Raw genomic sequence first — 25,367 nt, forward strand, 5'->3', positions numbered from 1 at the left:
ACTTGTTGGCATAGCTGAACCCATGCAAGGCTAGCGGTGATAGTCATCGGATAAATTATACTTAGATGAATGCAATAAAAAACAGCCCAAAACGGACTGTCTATCTACTACTGCAAAATAAATTGGTGGGCAATGAGGGACTTGAACCCACGACTTCTACCACGTCAAGGTAGCACTCTACCACTGAGTTAATTGCCCTTTAACCTAACATATTATACACTCTTTATCCGTTTTTTGCAATGCTACCAATTTACTTTTTTCATTCTTTCAAGAGCTTCAGTTAACCGCTTTGGTTCTATTGTCAATGAAATTCTGAAGTAACCCTCTCCATATTCACCATATCCATTTCCAGGTGTGATTATTACATTTGCTTTATCAAGAATTAATTCGCAAAATTCTGTAGAAGTATATCCTTTAGGTACTGGAATCCAAATATAGAAACTTCCTATAGGCTTTTTAAGCTTCCATCCCATTGTGTTTAATCCATCAATTACAATGTCTCTTCTTTCTTGATATGTTCTACGCATATCTTCTAGACAGTCTAATGGTCCTGTCAAAGCCTTTACTGCGGCAACCTGAACAGCTTGAAATGCACCTGAATCTATGTTGGATTTGATTCTTCCTAAAGCTTCTATAACTTCTCGTTTTCCAACTGCCCAACCTATTCTCCAGCCTGTCATATTAAAAGGTTTGGAAAGAGAATTAAATTCTATACCAACATCTTTTGCCCCGGGGATCTCCATAAAGCTTAAAGGCCTTTGCCCGTCAAAGAAAACTTCAGAGTATGCAGCATCATGGCATACTATAATATCATATTTCTTCCCAAAAGCTACAACCCTTTCAAAAAACTCTCTATTAGCAACGGCTCCTGTTGGGTTATTTGGATAATTGATAAACATCAACTTTGCTTTTTGGGCTACATCTGCAGGTATGGATTCTAAATCAACAAGAAAGCTATTCTCCTCTTTGAGAGGTAATAGGTAAGGAGTGCCTCCTGCAAGGATAGTTCCTATTCCGTAAACTGGATAACCAGGATCAGGAACAAGATTTATATCTCCTGGATTTACATAACAAAATGATATATGACCTATCCCTTCCTTTGAACCAATTAGTGAAACCACTTCAGTTTTAGGATCCAATGATACCCCGTGCTGTCTTTCATACCAATTGTTAACAGCCTTCCTATATTCAAGCATTCCTACTGAGCTTGGATACTGGTGATTTGCTGTCTTCTTAGAAGCAACGTTTAATTCATCTACAATATAATCAGGAGTTGGTTGATCGGGATCTCCAATTCCTAAGCTAATTATATCAATCCCCTTCTCTTTAGCTTCATCAATTTTTTGTTCTATGCGTGCAAACAAATATGGTGGAAGTTTTGCAATTCTTTCAGCTTGTTTAATCATTAGTTCACCTCTTTAGATATTATATTATCAAATTTCCTTCAAATACATACTGGGCAGTACCAGTCATATAGACTAGATCGTCCTGATTATTCCACTGGATTTCAAGTATTCCTCCTGGGAGCTGAACCTTTACTTCTCGTTTATTCTTTCCATTTAATACTCCTGCAACTGCTACAGCACATGCACCTGTTCCGCAGGCCATTGTTGGGCCAGCACCTCTCTCCCATACCCTAACCTTTACATTTGCATCATCAACAACTTCTACAAACTCTACATTTGTGTACGCTGGAAATACCTCCGCCTTTTCTAGCAATGGACCCCATTTTTGTAAAGGTACATCTTCTATCTTGTCAACATATATAATACAATGGGGATTTCCCATGGAGACACATGTTAGATTAAAATGCTGGTCATTTATGCTTAGTGGCTGGTTAACGACCTCTGGATTTCCTTCTAGCGTTGTGGGTATTTGCTCAGGCTTTAGACGCGGAGCTCCCATGTTCACCTTGACAGTTTCAACCTTTTCACCTTTTGTCTTGATTTCAGTTATGATTGGACCAGCTAATGTGCTAATTTTAATTATCTCATCCTTAATTATTCCTTTTTCATATACATACTTTGCTACACATCTAGTTGCATTACCACACATTTCAGCTTCAGACCCATCAGGATTAAAAATCCTCATAGTAAGATGAGCTGTTTCTGAAGGCAATAATACCACTAGTCCATCAGCACCCACACCAAATTGTCTATGACAAATATTCATAGCCGTACGAGCATAATCCATAGATACACTATTATCTATGTTGTTTACAATTACAAAATCATTACCTAAACCATGCATCTTTACAAACTTCATTTTTTTATCCCCTCTCTATCATTTGTATAACTGAACCCTTACATGCAGCTGCACAAGTACCACAGCCCCCACATTTTTGCAAATCCACATGAAAAGTTTGATCCTCTCTGATAATTGCTCCTCTAGGACAAGCTTCTACACATTCATCGCATTGAATACATACACCGCAATGCAGACAACGCTCATGTTCTTCAATAGCACTATTATGGTCTAGGGGAGAGCATTTATAAGGTTCTAGAGGAAAATTATTACTTTTTATATTAATACTATACTGATATTCAATACCCTGCAAATCTGCATGAATTTCATGTGCACATTTTTTTGCATAAGATATGTTTTCTGCAACAATCTTTAAGCCACTTACATCACCAACACAATAGATTTTTGAATTCTCTATTCTAGATCTTTTCTCAGAAACTGGTTTCATAAATCCTCTCGTATCAGTTTGCTCTTTTAAATCCTTTGGCAAAAAGTCCAAAACTGGTACCTCGCTTGTAAAGACGAGAATACTATTAGCAGTATAGTTCAAAATGTTTCCCATCTGATCCTTTGCCACTACACTTCCTTCTTGGGTGATCTCTTCTACAAAGACTGGATACTTAAAGTTTATTCCTTTTCCTCTTAATTTATTAATTTCCTCTTTATTTCCTGATGGAGTTTTAATATCTAGTACAGTTAGATTCTCTCCTTGAACACCCATTTCTATTGCTGCTTCTAGACCATCAATGGCTGCATCACCAGCTCCTAAAACTATTACTTTTTCCCCTAGTTTAGGTGCTTTTCCTCTATTATAGTCTTTGAGAAAATCTATGCCAGGTGTTGCTACCTCAATACCTTGAATGGGAGGAAACATTCCTTTATGTGCACCCACCGCTATTACAACACTATCATGCTTATCAGCTATTTCTTGGAATTTTTTTGCATCTACTGGTGAATTAACTTCTACCTCCACACCCATTTCTAGAATTCTCTTTAGATCATGTTCTAATTCCTCAAGAGGTAATCTTTGCCTTGAGATTACTTGAAACATTTTTCCCCCTAGTTTCTCATCACCTTCATATATTTTTACTTTATAGCCTAAACGGGCCAAGAAATAGGCTGTTGTGAGACCAGCAGGTCCTCCTCCAATTATGCCAATAGATCCTTTAAATTTTCCTATTGTGCCAGATACCGCATTACTTTTATAAGTCTTTGCCAGTTTACTACTTTGTATTGGAAAATCCAAGTAGCCTCTTGTACATCCATCCATACATAGGTGCGGACATATATGCCCACAGCAACTATTTCTAAATGGAGTATATTCATCTAACAATTCTATTGCTTTTTTCGTATCATTATTTCTGATATATTTTAGAAATCTTCCTGTAGGAATACCAACAGGACAGGAGCTTTCACATGGGGATTTTCTTTCTTTATGAACTGGCTGTAAACCTGTATTAACAGGATAAGCAGGAAAATAGAAACTGCTAAAGGGCCTGTTACCTATAGGTGTAATTTTGATAATATTTCTCTTAAGCAATGATTCAGGTTCAAAACTAAACTCATCACAAAACTCTTCAACTAATGGGATAATTCTTTCCATGTCTTCCTTGGATATTTCAGAAAAAGCAGCTCCAATCCCTAGTTGATAATCCTCGATCTGACTGCCAAAAATAAAAATTTCTCCTCCATGAATACCTGTTGCAAGAGTATTACTAGCTTTTCCTACTACTCCACTATTAATATTATGCTTATTCAGAACAATAATAGTTCCTCCAGCCATATATTCACCAAGAAAATCTCCTGTTGTACCACCTATCACTAAAGTAGGCACTTTTTCCTTGTAAGACTTCATATGGATACCTACTCTATAACCAACGTCATCTCTTACAAAGATTTTTCCTCCCCGCATTCCATAGGCAAGGGCATCGCCTGCTAAACCATGAACAGCAATCTTACCACTATCCATTGTATTGCCTATAGAATTTTGGGCATGACCTTTTACTACTATTTTGCTTCCTTCTAAAGCAAAACCAAGATCTTCCCCAGGAATACCCTCAATTTCTATTACCGCTCCAGCATCAGCTATTCCTGTACCAATATATCGTTGACCTAAAACATTTCGTAGGAGAATGTTTTTGTGGCCTTCCTTTAAAGCAACTCTTATTTTACGGTTAAGGTCTTTATAATAAAGCTCTTTAGCATCTATAACATATGACATGGTATCACCTCTATTCTCCCGCATGTTGAATACCTAATACTTCTAATTCCTTTGCATTTAAACCGAGACCTCTTAATAGCAATCTATTACCCCTAAAGCTCCCGATATCGTATATTCCATTAAGACCCATAATTTCTTGCATTTCATGATGCCAACCCTCAATAAGATTGGCAAGTCTTTCTTCAGCCCAATCTACATCTAAACGTTTCATAAGATCTTCTTCATTGGTAGTTAATCCCCAAGGACATTTTCCAGAATGGCACCTTTGACACATGTGACATCCACACGCAATTAATGCGGCAGTTCCAATAGCTACAGCATCTGCTCCTAAAGCTATACATTTCATCACATCAGCACTATTTCTTACTCCACCAGCCGCAATTATAGAAGCTTTGTGCCTGATACCTTCTTTTCGCAGTCTTTCATCAACCACAGCCAATGCCAGCTCTATAGGTATCCCTACATTGTCTCTTACAATTGAAGGCGTAGCCCCTGAGCCACCCCTAAACCCATCTATATAGATCATATCTGCACCTGCATGGACAACTCCTGTAGCAATGGCTGCAACATTATGAACTGCTGCAATCTTTACACATACCGGTTTATAATCATTTGCTTCTTTAATGGCATAAATCAAAAGTCTAAGATCCTCAATAGAATAAATATCGTGTTGTGGTGCAGGTGATATAGCATCGCTATGGAGGGGTATCATTCTTGTTTCGGAAATTCCAGGTAAAACCTTTTCTCCTGGCAAATGCCCACCTATCCCAGGCTTTGCTCCCTGCCCAATCTTTATCTGATATGCTGAGCCAACTCTGAGATACTCGGGACTTACTCCAAAACGTCCTGACGCTATCTGTAATACAGCTCGTGGTGCATAGTCATATAAATCTCTATGGAGTCCACCCTCTCCTGAATACCACAACATCTGCTTTTTTGTAGCAACTCTTGCTAGTGCTTTTTGTAGATTTAAACTGATGCTACCATAAGACATGGGGCCAAAGACTAGTGGAAGGTCAATCTCCAACAGTTTATTAGCCTTATGGTCTTTTCCATAAGAAACTTCCTTTCTGCCTAGATAAGTGAATGTTTCCATGGGTTCTCGCTGTGGATCTATAGATGGATTAGTTACCTGACAGGCATTAAAGGTAATTCTATCAAAATACATGGGGAGATTATTGTCAGATCCCATGCCAGTTAAAACAACTGCTCCTGATGATGCCTGTAAGTGAATCCTATTAACATTTCTATAGTCCCATGATTTATTAACTCTAAGTGGTGATGGTCTATCAACTATTGTGATAGCCCCTCTAGGACAAGTCAGTTCACAACGATGACATGCCCCGCAGGATTTTTGGTTGGCTACTGGTAGCTTCTTACCATCTTTGAGATTAATTTTTATCTCATTGAATGAACACTCTTTAGCACACTCAGCACATCCGTCACACAATTCATAATTAAACTCCGGCTTATATAAGGATTTTAGACCAATATCGTAAAACTTCTGCATTTTAACCACTCCCTGTTTTATTGCTTTTCTACCTGTTAAGTCAGATCAGGAAGCATGTTTTTGGAGCATGCTTTCCTCCTTTTGGTAGGATGCTATTACAGGCTCTCCTGCTCTTGGAGTGAATATTTCATTGATACTGTTTTCCATCTCAAAAAGAGCCGATAATTCACTACTGAAATAATTGTAACCTTTATTAACTCCCACAGACATGGGACGAAGCTTTGTATTGTCTGTCAGACTAAAGAGTCCATTATCATGACCACATAAAATAGCAAATGGCCCATTTAACATGGCTGATTCATATACTGTCTTTAATCCTATTAACCTTGCCTTTTCTGAAGTATTTAGCATTCTTTTAATCTCAGACCAATATGGTGGAGCTAAGACCTTAGTAGCATCTTCAATGCTTAGACCGTGCTGGCGAATTAATAAATCTAGTAAATATGCTACAACTTCACTATCTGTTTGAAGATTGCATTGGTAGTCAAAGGTCTCCAAATATCTTCTATTTATTCCATAGGAGGATATTTCTCCATTATGAACTATTGACCATCCTAGAAGACTCAGGGGATGGGCACCACCCCACCAGCCTGGGGTATTTGTTGGAAATCTATTATGTGCTATCCAGCAGTATCCTTCATATTCATCTAAACGATAGAAATCATATATTTCTTCAGGAGTACCAACACCTTTGAATACACCCATGTTTTTGCCACTAGAGAAAACATAGGCACCATCAATTGACGAATTAATTTGCATTACATGGGAGATCACATAATCATCAAATCTTACTCTTTCTTCTTCATCTACCATAGTGAATGGAATTTGTTCGACCTTTGGCTCAAGGAAAAATCTATAGATAATTGGATAGTCTTTAATTTTCTTACCCCAAACCTCAACCTTTTCCTTATGATGTACATTAAAGTAATTACTTAAATATGAGTAAACCTCTTCCTGTTGTCTGTTTTCGTTAAAAGATACTTGGAATGCATAAAGATCTTTGTACTCCGGAAAAATTCCATAAGCCCCATACCCAGCACCTAGTCCATTTCCCCTATCATTTTGCAACACTATTGCTTTACGTATTCTTTTCCCATTTTCTCTAACTTTCTCCTGGCTTATAAGTCCTGCTATACCACACATCTATATCATCCTCCCTTTTTACTTAAAAAATTAGCCTAGTAAATGCAGTTTATTAATCATCTTAAGTTGAAATAAAAAAGCCTCTTTACACCCAATTCCAAGATTGGGCATAAAGACGCCATTGCCTTTACATTAAAAAACGTCTTTGCACCAGAGTAATTCTGGTAACAAAGACGCCATTGCCTTATTTATTATTCATTTGTGCTCATTATTATAAAGTATATCTATGTTAATTTCAATACCTTTTCTTGAGTGTATACTTTATACTTGAGTTTTATTTTTATTAAGGACCTTTTCAGAAAAATCGGCCGCATTAAAGGAACTACGTACAAATGGAGATGCAGCCACATGTTTAAATTCCATTTCTTCGCCCAAAGCTTTATACTTTTCAAAAACATCTGGGTGCACATATTCTTTAACTACTAGATGCTCTTTAGATGGCGCAAGGTACTGACCTATGGTTACTATATCACAACCTACTACCTTTAAATCATATAGAACCTGTTTTACCTGCTCAAAGGTTTCTCCTAAGCCTACCATGATCCCTGATTTTGTATAAACAGCCTTATCGATTGATTTTACTAATTTTAATACATTAAGGCTTCTTTTGTAATCTGCTTCTGGCCTGACAGTACTATAAAGCTCAGAAACTGTTTCTAGATTATGATTATATATGTCTGGCTTTGCAGATGTAACAGTTTTAATAGCTGATGAGGAACCAGCAAAATCGGGAGTTAAAACTTCAACAATTAAATCTTTATTAAAAGCTTTTAATTTCCTTATCACTTCACTAAATTGTTCTGCCCCACCATCTGGCAAATCATCTCTAGTAACGGATGTTATTACTACATGTTTAAGGCCAAGGAGGCCTACAGCCTCAACAATTTTATCAGGTTCTTCATAATCAACAGGTTGGGGTTTATCACCAGGAACTGCACAGAACCTACAATTACGTGAACATACATTTCCTAAGATCATGAAGGTTGCTGTTTTTTTACTAAAGCATTCGCCTCTATTAGGACATATTGCACTTTCGCAAACAGTATTTAGATTTAATTTTTTTAATATTTCATTTGTTTGGGAAATATTTGCTGATGCTGGTATTCTTCTTTTTAACCATTCTGGAAATCTTGCCCTTTTCATGGGGTCCTCCTTCTACTTAGCTGTGAATTGCCTTGCCTAACCCTTGTTCGGCAGCTTCCATTACTGCTTCCGATAAAGTAGGATGTGCATGTATTATTTCTGCTAAGTCCTCTAATGTTAGCTTACTATGAATAGCTACTGATGCTTCAGAAATTAGATCTGCAGCGTGGGGACCTATGATGTGAACCCCCAATATTGTATTGTCGTCTTCTCTAGCAATAATTTTGACCATTCCATCAGTTTCTCCCATTGCTACAGCCTTTCCGATGGCTATAAAATTAAATTTGCCTACCTTTATAGCTATATTTTCAGTTGTACATTCATCACTTGTTAAGCCTACAGATGCTACCTCAGGCTTGGTAAATATACAGTTTGGAACAACCTTATAATCCATTGTTTTTTCCTTACCCATTATACTTTCTGACGCAGTAATTCCTTGAGCGGAAGCTACATGGGCAAGTAGTACTTTATTAGTTACATCACCTATTGCATAAATATGGGGAATGTTGGTCTGCATCTTTTCATTGACGAGAATTTCTCCCCTACTACCAATTTCAACTCCCGTATTTTCCATGCCAAATCCCTGAGAACTAACCTTTCTTCCTACAGATACGAGAACTTTTTGGGCTATTATATCACCACCATCAATCACAGCCTTTACTTGACCTTCTGTAGCTATTAGTTCCTTGATCATGGTCTTTGTTTTAATGGTAATTCCTTTTTTCTTTAAAAAGCTTTGTAATCGCATTGCAATATCCTTATCCACCATGGGTAATACCCGGGGTAAGGCTTCAACGATGGTTACTTTAGTACCTAAGGCTGCATAAATAGTAGCAAATTCACATCCTATTACTCCTCCACCTACAATTAGTAAGCTTTCAGGAACCTCTTGTAATTCAAGGGCCTCGTCACTAGTTATGATATTAACACCGTCATAATTAAATGAATCAAATACTAAGGGTTCTGAACCAGTAGCTATAATAATGTTCTTTCCTGATATTTTTTGAGAACCGTCCTCTGATTTTACTTCTAATTCATTATCATTAAGAAGAAATCCATAGCCTTTAAAATGATCAATCTTATTTTTTTTAACTAAAAAATGTACGCCCTTTACAAGCTGGGCTACAACCTGATTTTTTCTTTCTTGAAGTTTTTGAAAGTTTACCTTATATCCGTCAACCTCTATTCCAAAATCCCCAGCTTCTTTTACTGCCTCAAGTTTGTCGACACTTGCTATCATTGCCTTTGTTGGTATACATCCTCTATTTAGGCAGGTACCACCAAGCTCGCTAGCTTCAATTAAGGCAACCTTGGCACCTAGTTGAGCTCCACGAATAGCTGCTACATACCCTCCTGGTCCTCCACCTACGACAACTATATCATACATATAGACACCTCCATTTTTCACTAAGAATTAACAAAAATAAAAACACATATCCACCACTATTTAGTATACTATTTTATTGTATTCTACACAAACAATGACTAACCTTCCATTTCTAACAGATTGTTGTAAAACAAAACTTGGCTTACACCATAACTTTAAAGCAGTGATAGTGCAAAGAAAAAACTGCCTAAAACTATAAGCAGTTAGGCAGTCTTTACTTTTGATGGTAGTTTTTATTTATGGTGTAAAATAGTAAGGTTTTAGAAGCGTGATAAATATTGCTCAACTTCCCATGGTGTAACCTGAATTTTATAGGATTCCCACTCTTTAACTTTTGCTTCTTTAAATTTAGTAACTACATGCTCACCTAAAGCTTCTTTTACTACTTGATCTTTCTCAAGCTCAGCTACTGCATCCATAATAGTTGGTGGTAAACTTTCAATTCCTCTAGCATCCTTTTCTTCATCGGTCATTGTATAGATATTCACATCTGTTGGAGCTGCTGGATCTAATCCTCGATTAATCCCGTCTAAACCAGCTTTTAACATTACTGCTAAAGATAAATATGGGTTACAAGCTGGATCTGGGTTCCTCATTTCTACTCTTGTTGATAGCCCTCTTTTAGCAGGAATTCTAATTAACGGGCTTCTATTTCTATGGGACCATGCAATATATATAGGTGCTTCATAACCAGGAACTAGCCTCTTATATGAGTTAATGGTAGGGTTTGTAATAGCACATATGGCTTTTGCGTGATGAAGTAATCCTCCAATATAGTTATATGCTATTTGACTTAAGCCATAATTTCTTGATGGATCATCAAAAGCATTTGTTCCATCTTTAAACAAGGATTGGTTTGTGTGCATGCCAGAACCATTGATGCCAACTATTGGCTTTGGCATAAATGTAGCATGTAAACCATGTTGCTGTGCAACTGTTCTTACTACAAACTTAAATGTTACTATCATATCGGCTGTTGTAACTGCATCAGCATATTTGAAGTCAATTTCATGCTGTCCTGGAGCTACCTCATGGTGTGAAGCCTCAATTTCAAAACCCATTTGTTGCAACATAACACACATGTCTCTTCTAGCATTTTCACCTAAATCTACAGGAGCTAGATCAAAATACCCTGCATTATCATGAGTTTCCAAAGTAGGATGACCTTTCTCATCAGTATGGAATAAGAAGAATTCACATTCTGGACCAACATACATTGTATAACCTAGTTTTTCCGCTTCGGCTACTGCTCTTTTAAGAGTTACGCGTGGACATCCTTCAAAAGGTGTTCCATCAGGATTATATATATCACAAATTAATCTCGCTACCCTACCATTTTGTGGTCTCCAAGGGAAAACAACAAATGTGTCAGGGTCTGGTCTTAAGTACATATCAGATTCTTCTATACGAACAAAACCATCTACTGAAGAACCGTCAAACATCAATTCGTCATCTAAGGCCTTTTCTAGCTGTTCAATTGTAATTGCAACATTTTTAAGTACTCCTGTAATGTCGGAAAACTGTAGTCGAATAAATTTTACGTCATTCTCTTTTGCTTTCTCCATAATTTCTTTTTTTCTTAACTCATCCATTTTTTTTGCCTCCTAAATTTGTAAAATAAAAAATGCCCTCAGATGCACATACCTAAAGTATGTTACACATGAGAGCGTCTTTGCTCTTTGAATAATAGGCTCCATCGCCTATCACTTTTAACCTGCCTATACTATATCACTTTTCTTTTAACTTGACAATATCCTTAATAAAATTATTTGAATAATTGATAGCTATTTATAATGGCTTCTGCAACTGCTTTCATAGACATTGATTGATTCATGCTTTGTTTTTGTATCTTTTTAAATGCTTCATCTTCCGAAATACTAAGGGTTTTCATTAGTATTCCCTTTGCCTTTTCAACAGTTTTCCTTGCTTCCATTTTCATTTTCAATGTATCTATTTCAGACTTAAGCAGTTTTATTTTGTGAGCTACAGCTAGGACAGACTCTACCACAGGTATAAGGTTATTTTCAGTAATTGGTTTAACAACTATAGAATTGACCTGACCAGCCTTTGTAAGCTCAGAAAAATTAGTTTGCCACCCATTTACAAGCAGAACTACTGGGATGTCCTCTATTTCCATTATATTAATCATGTCCAAGGCAGAAAAACCTGGTAGAGAATAATCCATAATGGCCAACTGAAATCTTCTTTGTCTTACATCTCTTACTACCTGAACGGCAGATGCAGCTCTTTCTGTTATTTGGTAACCATTTCTAGCCATTATTTTTTGAACTAATTGATGAAGCTTTTTATCTTCAGTAGCTAAATAAATGTTATTCATCTCTGCTTTCACCCCCACCATTACACGTGGATGAGATATTCATCTAACTCCCAAGGATGAATAAATGAGTTAAACTTCTCCCACTCTTTTCCCTTAGCATCTAGATATAATTTTACAAATTTTTCTCCTAATGTATCTTTCAATAGAGAATCGTTCCTTAATATTTGTAAAGCTCTATCTAGGTTACGAGGTAAAATACAATCTCTATGTTCCTCGAGTATATCTATATTACTGTAGAATTTAAAGTCTACATTTTCATTGGGCTCAGGTAGACTACTTTTTTCTGTATATTCTTTTATACCCATTAAACCAGCTCTAATGCTTGTGGCTAATACAGTATATGGATTACATGCAGGATCGGGACTCCTTAATTCAATGCGACAACCTGTATCTCTCTGGGAGGGTACTCTTACCATGGTATTCCTATTTGTTTGAGACCACCCCAAATAAAAAGGTGCAACGTAACTTGGTGACAAGCGTTTATAAGAATTAATTATTGGATTTGCAATAGCAGTAATACCCCCAGCGTGTTCCAAAGTGCCTTTTATATACGCTAGTGCCTTTTGACTTAATTGCCACTTGGCATTATTATCAAAAAATATATTGTTTCCATTTTCGTATATTGAATAATGTAAGTGTAAAGCGGATCCGTTTGTATCAATAAGTGGTTTAGGCATAAAGGAAGCATGTAACCCATGTCTTTGGGCAATGGTTCTTACTACAAATTTAAACGTTGCTATTTTATCTGCAGCATCTATAGGGTCATCAGGTTTAAGTACTATCTCATTTTGCCCCGGAGAGTTTTCATGATGGGATGACCCTATTTCAAAATTCATTTCCTCAAGGGTAAGAACCATGTCTCTTCGTGCATTCTCACCTAAATCTACAGGACTTAAATCACAATAACTTGCTTGATCATGAGCTTTTATTGTTGGAGTACCATCAGCTGTTGTGTGAAATAAGAAAAACTCTATTTCAGATCCAATTTGGACATCAAATCCCATTTGATAAGTATCCTTAACAACCTTTTTTAATATTGATCGAGAGCAAAATTCAAAAATACTGCCGTCTGGATTATAAACATCACACAGCATCCTGGCAACGGCTCCCTCTCTGGGTCTCCATGGAAATATTACTAAACTATCTGGATCAGGAATTAGGACGATATCTGCCTCTCGGTTCTCAGTTATCCCAATTACAGCAGATGAATCAAACCTTTTTTGTCCGCTTAAAACTTTCTCCAGTTCCTCAACTGTTACAGCAATATTCTTCAATCTACCGAAAACATCCGTAAACTGAAGTCTGATAAACTTTATATTATTTTCTTTTACTTTCTCTAATACTTGATAGGAGTCATGCTTCATTATTTTCACCCCAATTTTTTTATAATGGCCTTTGCGACTCTCTGCATTGATAGGCATTGGTCCATGCTAATCTTTCTCATCATTTTATAAGCCTCATCCTCAGACAAACCCTTTCTCTGCATTAACATTCCCTTTGCCTTTTCTATTAAGACTCTACTTTCTATTTGTTTTTCGTACTCTTTTACTTTCTTTTCTAAATCATTTATTTGTTGAAACTTACTAATTGAAAATTCTAAAATAGATATAAAATTATCCCTAGTAATAGGAGTAATGATATAGTTAAAAACGTCTGTCTTCATATATGAGGTAAGTTTACTGGTTTCCAATTGATTTGCAATTAATATAATAGGTGCAACATTTTGCTCTGAGATATTTTTACACAATTCTATAATGTTATTTGTTTGTATTGTAGCGTTAATAATTATAATATCAGGTCTTATGTTAATTACTGACTGTAATAAAGACCGAGCATTTTTAGGTTTAGCAACGACTAAATGACCTTCTAAAGTAATATATTCCTCAATAGAATATGGAAAATTTATTTCATCGCCGCCAATTATGCACCTCAACTCATTCATTAAACCACATCTTCCTTGGATTGATCTTATAAGAAACTTATTAATAATATTATACTATCACATCTCACACTTTAGTTTTCTCTAATTTCACTAAAGCTTCTATAGCAATCTGTCCTATTGTTAAGACATGCTTTTTTCCATCTATATATATTTCAATTAATTTATCATTTTTTACCATTGTCTGCAATATCGGTCCTGCCTTTTTTATACCGCTATTACCTAATGCCCTTGCTGCTAATCCTTTTATCTCAGGATTATCACAATGCAAAAACTCTATAATTTCATTTTCAAATTTTATAACCTCATTAGGTATTACTTCTCCGAACCTAGCAATTGCCCACAGCATCCCTTTCTGGAAAATCTTTTCGTCTATAGCTGCAGTAATCATTACTGGTGCTAGATATCCGAATAGCCCTGGTTGATTATATACAATCTCTCCAATAGCTTCAGGAGCGCTCCAATTGCTATTGCCTCCTTCTTCGTTCATCATCCAGATAAATCTTCTTAGAATTTCTCTGAAAAACTCCGTATCAGACTCTCCAAGCTCCTTGGCTAAATACCCAAAAGCATCAATACCATTCCATTTGTTACTAGCATTAGGTTCATACAAAACTGAATAGATATATTTTACAGCTCGTTTATTATTATTGACCAATATAGCTAGTTCATGAAAATCTCTCTGTTCAACAAGATCTAATGTTCTTGCCTTAAGATTCATATATATACCTCTTTTGTCTATATTTCTCCTAAATACCCACCATATATAAAACCTTACTTTTATTTAAACTATAGGAAACTCTATTTTAAACATACTGCCTTCTCCTTCAACACTTCTTACACCCACAACTCCCCCGTGGGCTTCTATAATGTTTTTAACAATTGCAAGTCCCAGCCCAGAGCCTGCTTTCTCTCTTGTTCTTGCTTTATCAACTTTAAAGAATCTGTCCCAAATGAAGTGTATCTCATCTTGAGGTATTCCTTCACCGTTGTCAGTAACTTGGACAATAATTTTTTGATCTTCACAATACGAAGATATAATAATTCTGCCGTCACTTGGAGTGTGTTTTATGGCATTTTCAAGTAGATTAATTAGTGCCTGTTCTATTCTTCTTTCATCACCATAAACTAATGGTAAATCTGGCTGTAAAGTTAGTTCTAAGGATATTGCAGTTTCTGCTATAAAAGAAGAATATTTTGTATTTACTCTTTCTATTAATCTTCTTATGTCATAGTAATCTTTTTTTAGAGCAAAATTGCCTGTTTCCATTTTGTTTATATCTAATAAATCATTTACCAAAACCTTTAACCTTAAAATTTCATCCTTTATAATTAACAAATAGGTATTTTGGTCTTCAGGGTTAGTGGCCATGCCATCTATAAGTGCTTCTGTATAACCTTGCATGATACTTAGTGGAGTCCTTATTTCATGGGAAACACTTGCCAAAAATTCTTTTCTAATTTGATTAATTCTTTTTTGAACAGTCACATCTTGGATTACAATAACTGCACCTATTATTTCACCTATCTTGCTATCTTTTAACGGATTAGCCTTTAATGATACTATTCTGCTATTTATTTCTATTTCTCTTTCTACTAACATTCTTCTCTTAATAGATTTATATACAAGGGCAGCAATAAGTTTGCCCTCTTTGCTATTAGTAATTCCTTCTCTATCAATATCATTACCTAAAACAATTTTGGTTTGTGGATTGACCAACGTAAGGTTCCGATCCTTATCGAAGGTAAGTACTCCTTCATTTATACTTTCTATAACACTTACCAACTTATCTTTTTCTTGAGATAATGCTCCTACTGACTTTTCTAACTCCTCTGAAAGTGAATTAAAACATTTTGCAAGATCACCAAGTTCATCATTTGTTCTAGCAGAGACTCTTCCTGAAAAGTCCCCTAACAGCATGTTTTGTGCTACCTCTCTGATTTGAGAAAGAGGCTTAATAAACCTATTAGACACAATAGGTGCAATGATTAAAGTTAATACTATTGCCACAAAACCAACAATTAGTATAATTTGACGAAAATCCTTTAGTATTGTTGTAAAAGACTCCTCGGATTTACTTAATAGAAGTGCACCCCTTATTGTATCTCCTTGATAAATTGGAACGGCAACTGAAATTCTTGGATTCTCAAAACCAAAATGTTCCCCTTGATCTATATAGGCATTTCCTTGAAAAACTTCATTTACTTCTTCCGACTCCATATACATTCCAACATTAAGATGAATGTTTTCTGTGGTAGCAATAATTTTCCTGTCACGATCAATTACTATAATATCTGTACTAATATAATCGCTTAAAAAGACTATTTCATTTCCATAATCATTTAAGTTCTCACTAACTCCAAGCTTTGTTGCTAGGGTTACCCCGTTTTCCAGTAGGCTTTCTGCTTGCTGATTAGAGTAATATTTTTGAATAGAAGAATTAAGAAATATACATACAAAAAGGAGGATAATTACAACTAGAAAAACTAATAAAATGCGTATTTTAAGGTTTATACCAAACCTCATGGATGTACCTCAAATTTATATCCCACTCCCCATACTGTGTGTATATATTTCTGACCAGCCTTATTCCCAATCTTCTCTCTTAAGTTCTTAATATGAGTATCAACAGTTCTGAAATCACCGAAAAAATCATAATTCCAAACAGCTTGCATTATTTGTTCCCTATTAAAAACCTGTCCTGGTGAGCTAGTCAAGTATAGGAGTAGTTCATACTCTTTAGGAGTCAATACAGCTTCGTGCCCTTCAACGAGAACCTTTCTAGTGTTCTTGTTTATTGATAAGCCATCAAAATTAAGTTCAGTAGAAGTATCAAATTGATTATTGTTAGATCTTCTAAGCAAAGCCTTTACACGACCAACAAGCTCTCTAGGGCTGAATGGTTTGACAACATAGTCATCAGCTCCCATTTCAAACCCTAAAACTCTATCAAATTCCTCACCTCTAGCAGTTAGCATAATTACCGGTACATCACCTATTTTTCTAATCTCTTTAAATAATGTAAATCCATCTATTCCTGGTAGCATCAAGTCTAAAATAATTAAGGCATATTCGGATTCCTGAATCTTTTCTAATGCTATAATACCATTTTCAGCTTCATCCACTCGGAAATCCTCTTTTAAAAGATACATTTTAACTAGATCTCTTATTCTTTTTTCATCATCAATAACTAATATTGTTCCAATACTCATAAATCTACCCCCCACATTATTCTGTTTTATGCTGATTCTTTTTAATATATCTGGGATTTAAATAATTCTCCTATAATACCTCACATTTATGCTTTTTTTTCAAATTCTCTATAATAACTTACTTTCCTTCTTTTTAACTACTAAAAAGAGCAGGAAATTCCTACCCTTCAATGTTGTATTCAGTTTATATTGGTTTATCTGTACCATTAATTTATTGATATAACAAAACCTAGCGTTTATTTTAAATATTTTTTTATTAATACAAAACCGAACAAGGTAACTAATAATACCGGTAAAACTAGTTTAAATAATACTTCTAATACCAATTTCACCACCCCCTTTTGTATCTTTCATAATCACTATGAATAAACCAATATAGTATTATTGGCATTATTACAAAAATGAATCCAACGCCGATAACACATCTAGTAAAAGAAACCTAATGAGTATTTTCCCATTTAGTAACCTCCTGCGACATATGGCGAAATGATCCATTAAAAAGTATTACTGAAAGTGTAACGTTTTTGACTATCTAACAGTATTATATTACAAATTGTAAGGTGTCAATAATTTAAAATTTTAGGACAGGAGGAACAAATATGAGTAATGGAACTACAAGAAATTTTTTCCCTGGCGGAAATACCTGCTTAGGCTTTTACTCTCTATATGACAACATTATACAACAAAATGATGCATCAAGAATATTTGTTATTAAAGGAGGTCCTGGAGTAGGCAAGTCAACCTTTATGAAAAGTATAGGCAATACAATGGTAGAAAATGGATATGATATAGAGCAACATTGGTGTTCAAGTGATAATGGTTCTCTTGATGGAATAGTCATTCCTACCTTAGGTGTATGCTTGCTAGATGGTACTGCTCCCCACGTGGTAGACCCTAAAACTCCTGGCGCTGTTGATGAGATTATACATCTTGGGGATCATTGGAATGAAAACATGTTAATAGAGAATAAGGCAGATATTCTTGAAACTTCTCAGAGAGTCAGCCGGAGTTTTAAAACAGCGTATGCTTCTCTTAAAGAAGCCAAAGTTATCCATGAAGAGTGGATTAGCTATATTACTGAATGTGTAGATTTTACAAAGGCAAATCAAATTACTCAAAAAATCATCGGAAATATTTTTGATAATCTAGAACCTCAATATCAATCCTTCCCAAGGTCTAGAGAACTGTTTGCTAGTGCCACAACTCCTATGGGACTAGTAAATGAATGGCCTTCTATATTGCAGAACTGCCAGAATATATTTATCCTTAGAGGTAAACCTGGAACGGGTAAATCAACTGTGGTAGAAAGAGTACTTAATAGAGCTAAAAGCTACGGTTTATATACAGAAGTATTCAGGTCATCTTTTGACCCTCTGAAATTTTCAGGAGTTTACATTCCCACTCTTCAAGTTGCAGTAATTAACCCTTTTCCTAATGATTATACTCTTGACGGCTTTGAAACTAGAATTGCAGAAGTTGATCTAAATATTGGATTAATGGCCAACAAGGTTTCAGTTTATGAGCGAGAAATTAGTGAATGTAGAGAGCGCTTTTGGAACTCAATTAATAGAACAATCAACTATGTTGCAAAGGCAAAGAGAGTGCATGATGAGCTTGAAGCATTTTATGTACCTGCTATGGATTTTTCTAAGATTAATCAGGTCAAAGTAAAAACACTTCAAAGAATCTTAACATTAAGGAAATAGACAGTTCAAAGTGCATGGTTTAGGCCATGCACTTTCATTACATACTATCAATCAAATAAGCCACTCTATTTTTTATTCTGTGTGAATTCTTCAATTGCTTCTTTTAACGCCTGAACACTTACTGTGGAACACTCCATTTTTCTTTCGGGTAATCCTCCTAATGCTTCTGCAACCATTTCTTTCGTAACCGTTAAAGCTTCTTTCAAGTTCTTTCCTTTAACTAGTTCCGTTAGCATTGATGCAGTAGCAATAGCTGCAGGACATCCAAATATCTCATATTTAATATCAGTAATAATATCCTTATCTATCTTTAGGTATAGTGTTATTGAATCTCCTAGGTTTTCATTACTGACCTCTCCTACTGCATCAGGGTCATCAATAAAACCTTGATTCCGGGGATTTTGAAAATGTTCATTTACTAGCTCTGTATACATTGTATGCAGCTCCTATCCTATTTTAAATAAAGTTCCTACATCCTGCGAGCTACGTCTATATCCTGGTATATTTTATCAAGCTCCCTTTGTGCTTTTCTAACTTCACATATAAGCTCATGTTTACTACGCTGCATTTCGATTACTTTTTCATGTCCTGATGCTAATGCCTTCTCAATTTCATCTTTTTCTTCTTGATACCCTTCTATTTCTTGTTTCATGATGTCCAATTGACATAAAAGGGCAGCCTTTTCTTGGTTTAAACCATGTATTTTATCTACCATATCCTGATAATATTCTTCTAAACCCTTTAAAGATTTTACTACTAAATCACTATTTTCACTAGTTTCATCAGCTACCTTCTTCAGCTTATTGATATTGTTAAATAGCAATTCTAATAAATCTAGTGAAGATTGATTATTATCCATTTATTTACACTTCCATTTCATTAAAATCTATATGTGTACATAAATTATATTCTATTTTTTAATGAAATTGGGATTTTGTTCGAGAAATAATCGAGCAGCATCATCTGGACTATAGCCATCATTCATAAATTTCATAACCTTAGTAACATCTTCTAATGACCATTGGAAGCGTTGCATTGCTTCGTACAATACTGGATAATCTTTATCTAATCCTAGGCGAGCAATATTGAGAATTTTCTTATCTCCACCGAAAGAACCCTTTGGATCTTCAAGGAATTTAAGGGGCCATCTTCCAAACATTACTTCGGGTATCCAGCCAGTTACCACTATCCATCTTTTCTCCTTAATTGCCTGATCAATTGCACTACAAACAGAATTGTTATCTCCAAATTGAATATTAAAATCTAAAGAATATTTCGTTATAGAATCAACCGCTTGTTTACTAACTCCCGCTTCTTTCTCTATAGCATACATATTGTTATCAAACTTCTCTTTATGTAGATTTAATTCAGATATACTGTCTATTGTTACATAATCAGGAACCACTAATCCTGTTTTTGCACCCTCTAAATTGGCTCCAAGTATACTAAGCTTTTCTTTATTAACGTTCACATAGACATCATGCATATCGGGTGTCCAGCATGATACTGTTGAATCAAATTCACCAGTAGCTAAGGCAGAATACATCTCACTTATTGCATTGCCTTCTACTTCCACTAATATAACATCAAAACCCTTTGTTTTTTGAAGCCAATGTTTAAAAACATATGCACTAGCAATTTCACTAGTCCAATTTAAGTATCCTACTTTAGGTATTTTAAATTTATCTGTATGGCTTTTTAAACTTTCCACTAGTCTAGCAAGATTTGATGAAGCTTCTGCAATTTCTGCTGCGTTGTCTGTTTGTTGTATTGCATTGGCATTAACCTCTTGAGATGTTGCTGCAGTCTGTTGTGTAGTATTAAGAACCTGATCCATAGCATTTCCTATTCTAGTTAAAGCATCATTCAACGATTTGTTTCCTAAAATAATATCATTTACACTATTAAAAGTTTCCTCTGTATGTTTGAATATGTTTCCAAATATTATATTAACTTCTTCTGCACAATTCTTTTGAACTTCAATTGAATTTTCACTTGCATCTGTCTTTTCCTGTACGTTAGCTACTAGGTGATTTATTTCTTTTAGTAATTTGCGTATTTCATCAGCAGCCTTATTAGAGTTTTCTGCTAACTTTCCAACTTCATTTGCAACCACGGAAAATCCTCTGCCGGCCTCACCAGCTCTGGCAGCCTCAATTGATGCATTTAAAGCAAGAAGGGTTGTCTGTTCGGCAACATTTGTTATAGTGTTAACTATGGAAACTATTTGTTTAGAATAATCCGCTAACTGTTGAACAGATTCCTTAGCATCTTGATTGGCTATTACATTTTCTTTTAGACTTGAATCATATTCAGTTAAAGCGTCTCTACCTTCTTTCACAGCAGACTGGCTATCTAATGCGTGATTCTTCAGGTCTTGACCAACTTCAGCTACACTTCTCATCTGTGTTTCGATTGTTTTAAGCTGCGTATAAGTATCTTCAACATTTTTTACAACCATATTATTTCCTTCAGCTATCTCTCCAATAGCAAGTGCCACTTGTTCTACTGACTGTTTGACAGTTTCTGCGCTTTTAGCAAGCTGTCTTGCAGAAAAAATCATTGTTTGCCCAGTACCAGATGTTCCAGCAAGCAAACTTTTTAGTTCTGAAAGCAATCTAAAAAATAAATCTGACATCAAAGATGCAATACCTTTACTTAAATTAGGCTTTTCAATTGTTAAATCCCCGGATATTATCTTGTTTTGGAGTTCTAATACTTGTAAAGTTGGTTTGATAAAATGTAACCAGAAAATGATTCCTGATAAAATAACTGCAACTAAAACTCCCAAAAGGGCCATTTCCCAGCTTTGGGGGCGTATAAACAATATTATCACACCAGTAGGTAATTGAGCCAGTATAATACCAATTACAATATGACTCCTTGACACAAACATCCCTCCAAATCTATACAGTTAAATATAATATATATTTCTGTTTATTTATCTGAATATTCTATAGTTTTTTGTTTTTTCCTCTTTATATTCCAACTTTCTACAAAATATTACCTTTATTTATAAACTATTTTCCATAATGCTCTATAATTTCTTAAAATACCAGTTATAACTAGAAAGAATTTATGTTACCTGATAATATAGAGTTATAAAATATGAAACTCTTATGTTCAGAAAATATACTAAGAGACTATAAGGAGAGAAACAATGGAAAACAAGATTAGGTTAATTACTGTTGGAAGTACTGAAACTGTTGCCCAAGAGCTATTAACTGTGGTAAAAGAGATTTTTCCTAATGAGGTAGAATCCAAGGCCATGGCTTTAAGATCTGTACCTAATGAATCTGTTGCAGATCTATTTGTTGCTTTACCTACAAGAGTCGAAGAAGCTGCCCAAAAACTACCCAGAAAAAAGATAGTTAGTTTGGAATTGGTTCCTGATGCCTATTTCTATGTTCAAGTTGCAAAAATCCCTGCTGGTGAAGATGTTATTGTTTTCAATAATAATACTGCTCAGGGGGAAAAGATTGTTATATATTGTAAGAAAAATAATTTAGCCCATATAAAGTACAAGGTAATAGCATACAATGAACTTCCAAATGATCAAATTATTGAACATATTTCTAAAGCAAAATATATATTAGGACCAGATACTATTGTTGGTTCTGGTGGATATTTACTTAACAAATTCACTTCTTATATACAAAAGACTACAACTATAATACCTGCAAAGAGGGTTGCTACATTTGAAAGCACGAAAACGATTATGAAAGCCGTGTACCATATAAACTATCAATCTCTTTCTAGTGAGGTTTCCCAAATATCACAACACCTTAATACTGAAATTGAACAAATAGTAGCCGTTACCCAAGAAATGAATGCATCTATCGAAACAACATCTTGTACTGTAAGTTCTGTAAGCGAGAAAATGAATACAGAATTTACTAAAGTTGCCTCCATTGTAGATATTTCAAAAATATTATCTCAAGCCACTAATAACATTGGAGACGTTGTAGAAACGATAAAGAAGATTTCAGATCAAACAAACTTACTTGCTTTAAATGCAGCTATTGAAGCAGCTCGTGCAGGGGAGCAGGGTAGAGGTTTTGGAGTAGTTGCACAAGAAGTCAGAAAGTTAGCAAACGGAAGCCACTCTTCTGTTGATAAAATAAAGGATCATATAGAAAACATTCAGAACGTTGTTCAAGATATTGTTCCTTCTTTAGAAGAACTTTCTAATGGAATAAGACATAATAAGGAAAATATTGAGAATATAGCTTCTTCCTCGAAAGAGGAAAAAATATCAATGGCTGAAATTGGTGAAGCTATTAATAATATCAAATATACTAGTGACCAATTGGTTTACTGTTGCTCAAAGCTTTTAAAATAACTTATTTAGTATTTATTTCATTTATGTAAGGCAAAGAACCTTCAAGTTTTAATATGTACCCTATATAAGGTACATATTATGTTTACAGACTTGAAGGTTCTTTTATAAGTTAAAATTTTTTTTAGCTTTGTGTATTTAAAACAATGCCGCCATTTTTAGGTTGATTTCTATTTAATACTAAACGGTACCTGTAACTATCAGCACGATATACATTAAGAGAAAGCTCAATTGGTTTTCCTTGTGCATAAGCAACTCTCTCCATTAACAGAACTGGTGACTTCTTTGGGACTTCAAGGGCTTCAGATTCGTGGTCATTAGCAATTTTTGCACTTATCATTTGTTCTGCCTTTTCAAGTGAAATTCCTAATTCAACTTCTAGTATCTCATACATCCCCCTTGATGAAAGATCAAATTCTGGAATTTTTTTACCGATATTATCAGGCCAATAACTTTTTAAATAAGTTACTGGATTACCATCAATTCTATGGACTTTTTCAATTACAAACACTTTGGTATCTCTAAAAATCTGGAGTTCCGGAACATCATCGCAGATTTTCTCATCAACATAAATAGATGTCATACTAAGAATATCAGCGCTAGGATTCTTGCCTTTTGCCTTAACTTCCTCAAAAAAACCTCTTAATCCATCATCTACTGTTTCGACAAACTCCTTAGTAATAAAGGTTCCTTTACCAGGCTGCCTTCTAATCCAGCCTTCATTAACCAACTCTGAAACAGCTCGTCTAATTGTGGTGCTACTAACTCCATACTGTTCCATTAATTCCTTATCCGTGGGAAATAGGTCACCCACAATCCAGTAACCTTCTCTTATTTTGTTTCTTAAATCCATTGTAATTTGATAGTGTAATGGAAGGGGCTGTGTCTTATCAATCATTCTTTTATCTCCTCGACAATTTATCGTCTATTTCTTATCTATTTTATCTATAAATAATACTTATGTCAAAGTATATTAAACTAATCTTACATACTTTGGTATATTTTTCCCTGCCAAGGGTAAACAATACGTAAAAAATTCTTGAGTTACAAAATTCCCTTGTTGGTTAATATATTCTTTAGGCACAAAGTGCTCCACATTAGCAACTTTGCTTAAAGAAACTGCTCCAGCACAACACTTGTAAGGATCATTACTAGTTCTTTCTAAAGTAATCATCAAGCCTGTTTTACCTTCAGCAGCATGTTTTACTGCTGTGACTCCTACTAAATATGCTTCTTCATAGTCTATATTAGAAACACATTCAGAAAATGATCTCTGGATAGTACCACAACGACTATAGCGAGCTTGTAAACCAAGATTTTCTTTTATGGTTTTTGAAAGATATGATGCAGGACCATTTCCCAAAGCAATTGCTTTATGTCCAAAGGCATCAACTACAGTTTCAGCTTGATTTTCACCGATAAATTCACCAGAAGAATTTTTGATTCCTTCCCCTATGGATACAAAAACATATCCAAGTTCCTTGTGAATTGATTTTACATCTTCTAAGAACTTTTCAACAGAGAAAGCTCTTTCAGGAAGGTAGACTAAATGGGGTGCGTCTTTAAAGTCATTCTTAGCTAATACTGAAGCTGCTGCCAACCAACCTGCATGACGACCCATAATCTCATTAATTGCAACATCATCAAAGCTTTTCATTGCCTCCAAATCTTTGCCTGCACTAGCAGTACTAATAGCTGTGAAACGCGCAGCACTACCAAAGCCTGGGCAGTGATCCGTAATTGGCAAATCATTATCAATAGTTTTTGGTATTCCTAATACCTGCATTTCATAACCTTCTTTTTCAGCAAGAATGCTTATCTTATTGCAGGTATCCATTGAATCATTACCACCAATATAAAAAAAGTATCTAATATTCTTCTCTTTTAAAATTTCTAGTATTTGCGAGTAGTCATCATCCTTGACTTTGTAACGACATCCTCCTAATGCTGATGCTGGTGTGACACGAAGGCCGTTTATGATATTCAATGAACAATCAGTTAAATCAAGGAAATTTTTTTTTAATAAACCTTCAATACCATGCTGCATTCCATAAATTTTTTGGATTTTTTCGTGGTTTTTTGCTTCCGCAATAACCCCAGCAAGGCTTCCATTAATAACTGTAGTAGGTCCCCCTGACTGGCCCACAATAAGGTTACCTTTAATAGTCATATAAGTCACTCCTT

General features: G+C 35.1%; 20 protein-coding genes, 1 tRNA gene and 1 pseudogene. 2 read left to right on the forward strand and 20 right to left on the reverse strand.

Annotated elements, in window-relative coordinates:
• Window positions 1–123: 123 nt before the first annotated feature.
• The 15 genes and pseudogenes from APF76_09480 to APF76_09550 form a co-directional block, all read right to left on the reverse strand.
• Window positions 124–198: transfer RNA gene (locus APF76_09480), tRNA-Val, on the reverse strand.
• Window positions 199–242: 44 nt separating this feature from the next.
• Window positions 243–1,406 (reverse strand): LL-diaminopimelate aminotransferase, encoded by a 1,164-nt coding sequence (locus APF76_09485; protein KUO48873.1) that lies wholly within the window; start codon window positions 1,404–1,406, stop codon window positions 243–245.
• 19 nt (window positions 1,407–1,425) lie between these two features.
• Complete coding sequence (locus APF76_09490; GenBank protein KUO48874.1) at window positions 1,426–2,265, reverse strand: diaminopimelate epimerase; 840 nt, start codon at window positions 2,263–2,265, stop codon at window positions 1,426–1,428.
• 4 nt (window positions 2,266–2,269) lie between these two features.
• Window positions 2,270–4,465, reverse strand: coding sequence for a hypothetical protein (locus APF76_09495; protein KUO48875.1), 2,196 nt, complete (start codon window positions 4,463–4,465; stop codon window positions 2,270–2,272).
• A gap of 10 nt (window positions 4,466–4,475) precedes the next feature.
• Window positions 4,476–5,975 carry a glutamate synthase gene (locus APF76_09500; GenBank protein ID KUO48876.1) on the reverse strand — a complete coding sequence of 500 codons (1,500 nt, stop codon included), beginning with the start codon at window positions 5,973–5,975 and terminating at the stop codon, window positions 4,476–4,478.
• 45 nt (window positions 5,976–6,020) lie between these two features.
• A pseudogene (locus APF76_09505) lies at window positions 6,021–7,127 on the reverse strand (hypothetical protein).
• A gap of 252 nt (window positions 7,128–7,379) precedes the next feature.
• Window positions 7,380–8,261 (reverse strand): lipoyl synthase, encoded by an 882-nt coding sequence (locus tag APF76_09510; GenBank protein KUO48877.1) that lies wholly within the window; start codon window positions 8,259–8,261, stop codon window positions 7,380–7,382.
• Between the two features lie 16 nt (window positions 8,262–8,277).
• Entirely contained in the window at window positions 8,278–9,648 is a 1,371-nt protein-coding gene (locus APF76_09515) for a pyridine nucleotide-disulfide oxidoreductase (protein ID KUO48878.1), read from the reverse strand.
• Window positions 9,649–9,908: 260 nt separating this feature from the next.
• Window positions 9,909–11,240 carry a glutamine synthetase gene (locus APF76_09520; GenBank protein ID KUO48879.1) on the reverse strand — a complete coding sequence of 444 codons (1,332 nt, stop codon included), beginning with the start codon at window positions 11,238–11,240 and terminating at the stop codon, window positions 9,909–9,911.
• Between the two features lie 173 nt (window positions 11,241–11,413).
• On the reverse strand, window positions 11,414–12,007 hold the full coding sequence (locus APF76_09525) for a hypothetical protein (protein KUO48880.1): 594 nt from the start codon (window positions 12,005–12,007) through the stop codon (window positions 11,414–11,416).
• Window positions 12,007–13,350: a glutamine synthetase gene (locus tag APF76_09530; protein KUO48881.1), complete on the reverse strand. Its 1,344-nt coding sequence runs from the start codon at window positions 13,348–13,350 to the stop codon at window positions 12,007–12,009. Before APF76_09530 ends, APF76_09525 begins: the two co-directional genes overlap by 1 nt.
• Before the next feature lie 5 nt (window positions 13,351–13,355).
• Window positions 13,356–13,928, reverse strand: a complete 573-nt coding sequence (locus APF76_09535) for a hypothetical protein (GenBank protein KUO48882.1) — start codon at window positions 13,926–13,928, stop codon at window positions 13,356–13,358.
• A gap of 64 nt (window positions 13,929–13,992) precedes the next feature.
• Window positions 13,993–14,646 carry a hypothetical protein gene (locus APF76_09540; protein KUO48883.1) on the reverse strand — a complete coding sequence of 218 codons (654 nt, stop codon included), beginning with the start codon at window positions 14,644–14,646 and terminating at the stop codon, window positions 13,993–13,995.
• Between the two features lie 63 nt (window positions 14,647–14,709).
• The gene (locus APF76_09545; protein KUO48884.1) at window positions 14,710–16,452 is read right to left on the reverse strand and encodes a hypothetical protein; all 1,743 of its coding nucleotides are present in this window, start codon (window positions 16,450–16,452) and stop codon (window positions 14,710–14,712) included.
• Entirely contained in the window at window positions 16,449–17,138 is a 690-nt protein-coding gene (locus tag APF76_09550) for a two-component system response regulator (protein KUO48885.1), read from the reverse strand. Before APF76_09550 ends, APF76_09545 begins: the two co-directional genes overlap by 4 nt.
• Window positions 17,139–17,737: 599 nt before the next feature.
• On the opposite strand from APF76_09550, the gene APF76_09555 reads away from it, so the two are divergent.
• Complete coding sequence (locus tag APF76_09555; protein KUO48886.1) at window positions 17,738–18,844, forward strand: hypothetical protein; 1,107 nt, start codon at window positions 17,738–17,740, stop codon at window positions 18,842–18,844.
• Between the two features lie 65 nt (window positions 18,845–18,909).
• Here the strand turns inward: APF76_09555 and APF76_09560 are convergent, their stop codons facing one another.
• Genes APF76_09560 through APF76_09570 form a run of 3 tightly spaced genes read right to left on the reverse strand, consistent with a single transcriptional unit; the run spans window position 18,910 to window position 21,734 of the window.
• The gene (locus APF76_09560; GenBank protein ID KUO48887.1) at window positions 18,910–19,278 is read right to left on the reverse strand and encodes an iron-sulfur cluster assembly scaffold protein; all 369 of its coding nucleotides are present in this window, start codon (window positions 19,276–19,278) and stop codon (window positions 18,910–18,912) included.
• A gap of 35 nt (window positions 19,279–19,313) precedes the next feature.
• Window positions 19,314–19,703, reverse strand: coding sequence for a hypothetical protein (locus tag APF76_09565; protein KUO48888.1), 390 nt, complete (start codon window positions 19,701–19,703; stop codon window positions 19,314–19,316).
• A 51-nt stretch (window positions 19,704–19,754) separates the two neighbouring features.
• Window positions 19,755–21,734, reverse strand: a complete 1,980-nt coding sequence (locus APF76_09570) for a hypothetical protein (protein KUO48889.1) — start codon at window positions 21,732–21,734, stop codon at window positions 19,755–19,757.
• A 270-nt stretch (window positions 21,735–22,004) separates the two neighbouring features.
• Here APF76_09570 and APF76_09575 point away from each other — a divergent pair, with 270 nt between their 5' ends.
• The gene (locus APF76_09575; GenBank protein ID KUO48890.1) at window positions 22,005–23,186 is read left to right on the forward strand and encodes a hypothetical protein; all 1,182 of its coding nucleotides are present in this window, start codon (window positions 22,005–22,007) and stop codon (window positions 23,184–23,186) included.
• Between the two features lie 121 nt (window positions 23,187–23,307).
• Here APF76_09575 and APF76_09580 read toward each other — a convergent pair whose 3' ends face one another.
• Together APF76_09580 and APF76_09585 are read right to left on the reverse strand one after the other, a co-directional pair.
• Window positions 23,308–24,081, reverse strand: coding sequence for a hypothetical protein (locus tag APF76_09580; protein ID KUO48891.1), 774 nt, complete (start codon window positions 24,079–24,081; stop codon window positions 23,308–23,310).
• Between the two features lie 75 nt (window positions 24,082–24,156).
• Window positions 24,157–25,347 carry a hypothetical protein gene (locus APF76_09585; protein KUO49089.1) on the reverse strand — a complete coding sequence of 397 codons (1,191 nt, stop codon included), beginning with the start codon at window positions 25,345–25,347 and terminating at the stop codon, window positions 24,157–24,159.
• Between the last annotated feature and the right edge of the window lie 20 nt (window positions 25,348–25,367).

The organism is Desulfitibacter sp. BRH_c19 (assembly GCA_001515945.1).
Classification (GTDB): Bacteria; Bacillota; DSM-16504; order Desulfitibacterales; family Desulfitibacteraceae; genus Desulfitibacter.

Bases quoted from the DNA above. Each gene is read 5' to 3' on its own strand.
- APF76_09535 (KUO48882.1), bottom strand. From the start codon at position 13,928: ATGAATGAGTTGAGGTGCATAATTGGCGGCGATGAAATAAATTTTCCA.
- APF76_09490 (KUO48874.1), bottom strand. From the start codon at position 2,265: ATGAAGTTTGTAAAGATGCATGGTTTAGGTAATGATTTTGTAATTGTA.
- APF76_09540 (KUO48883.1), bottom strand. From the start codon at position 14,646: ATGAATCTTAAGGCAAGAACATTAGATCTTGTTGAACAGAGAGATTTT.
- APF76_09485 (KUO48873.1), bottom strand. From the start codon at position 1,406: ATGATTAAACAAGCTGAAAGAATTGCAAAACTTCCACCATATTTGTTT.
- APF76_09580 (KUO48891.1), bottom strand. From the start codon at position 24,081: ATGATTGATAAGACACAGCCCCTTCCATTACACTATCAAATTACAATG.
- APF76_09510 (KUO48877.1), bottom strand. From the start codon at position 8,261: ATGAAAAGGGCAAGATTTCCAGAATGGTTAAAAAGAAGAATACCAGCA.
- APF76_09515 (KUO48878.1), bottom strand. From the start codon at position 9,648: ATGTATGATATAGTTGTCGTAGGTGGAGGACCAGGAGGGTATGTAGCA.
- APF76_09530 (KUO48881.1), bottom strand. From the start codon at position 13,350: ATGAAGCATGACTCCTATCAAGTATTAGAGAAAGTAAAAGAAAATAAT.
- APF76_09495 (KUO48875.1), bottom strand. From the start codon at position 4,465: ATGTCATATGTTATAGATGCTAAAGAGCTTTATTATAAAGACCTTAAC.
- APF76_09555 (KUO48886.1), top strand. From the start codon at position 17,738: ATGAGTAATGGAACTACAAGAAATTTTTTCCCTGGCGGAAATACCTGC.
- APF76_09545 (KUO48884.1), bottom strand. From the start codon at position 16,452: ATGAGGTTTGGTATAAACCTTAAAATACGCATTTTATTAGTTTTTCTA.
- APF76_09520 (KUO48879.1), bottom strand. From the start codon at position 11,240: ATGGATGAGTTAAGAAAAAAAGAAATTATGGAGAAAGCAAAAGAGAAT.
- APF76_09525 (KUO48880.1), bottom strand. From the start codon at position 12,007: ATGGTGGGGGTGAAAGCAGAGATGAATAACATTTATTTAGCTACTGAA.
- APF76_09560 (KUO48887.1), bottom strand. From the start codon at position 19,278: ATGTATACAGAGCTAGTAAATGAACATTTTCAAAATCCCCGGAATCAA.
- APF76_09500 (KUO48876.1), bottom strand. From the start codon at position 5,975: ATGCAGAAGTTTTACGATATTGGTCTAAAATCCTTATATAAGCCGGAG.
- APF76_09575 (KUO48890.1), top strand. From the start codon at position 22,005: ATGGAAAACAAGATTAGGTTAATTACTGTTGGAAGTACTGAAACTGTT.
- APF76_09550 (KUO48885.1), bottom strand. From the start codon at position 17,138: ATGAGTATTGGAACAATATTAGTTATTGATGATGAAAAAAGAATAAGA.
- APF76_09565 (KUO48888.1), bottom strand. From the start codon at position 19,703: ATGGATAATAATCAATCTTCACTAGATTTATTAGAATTGCTATTTAAC.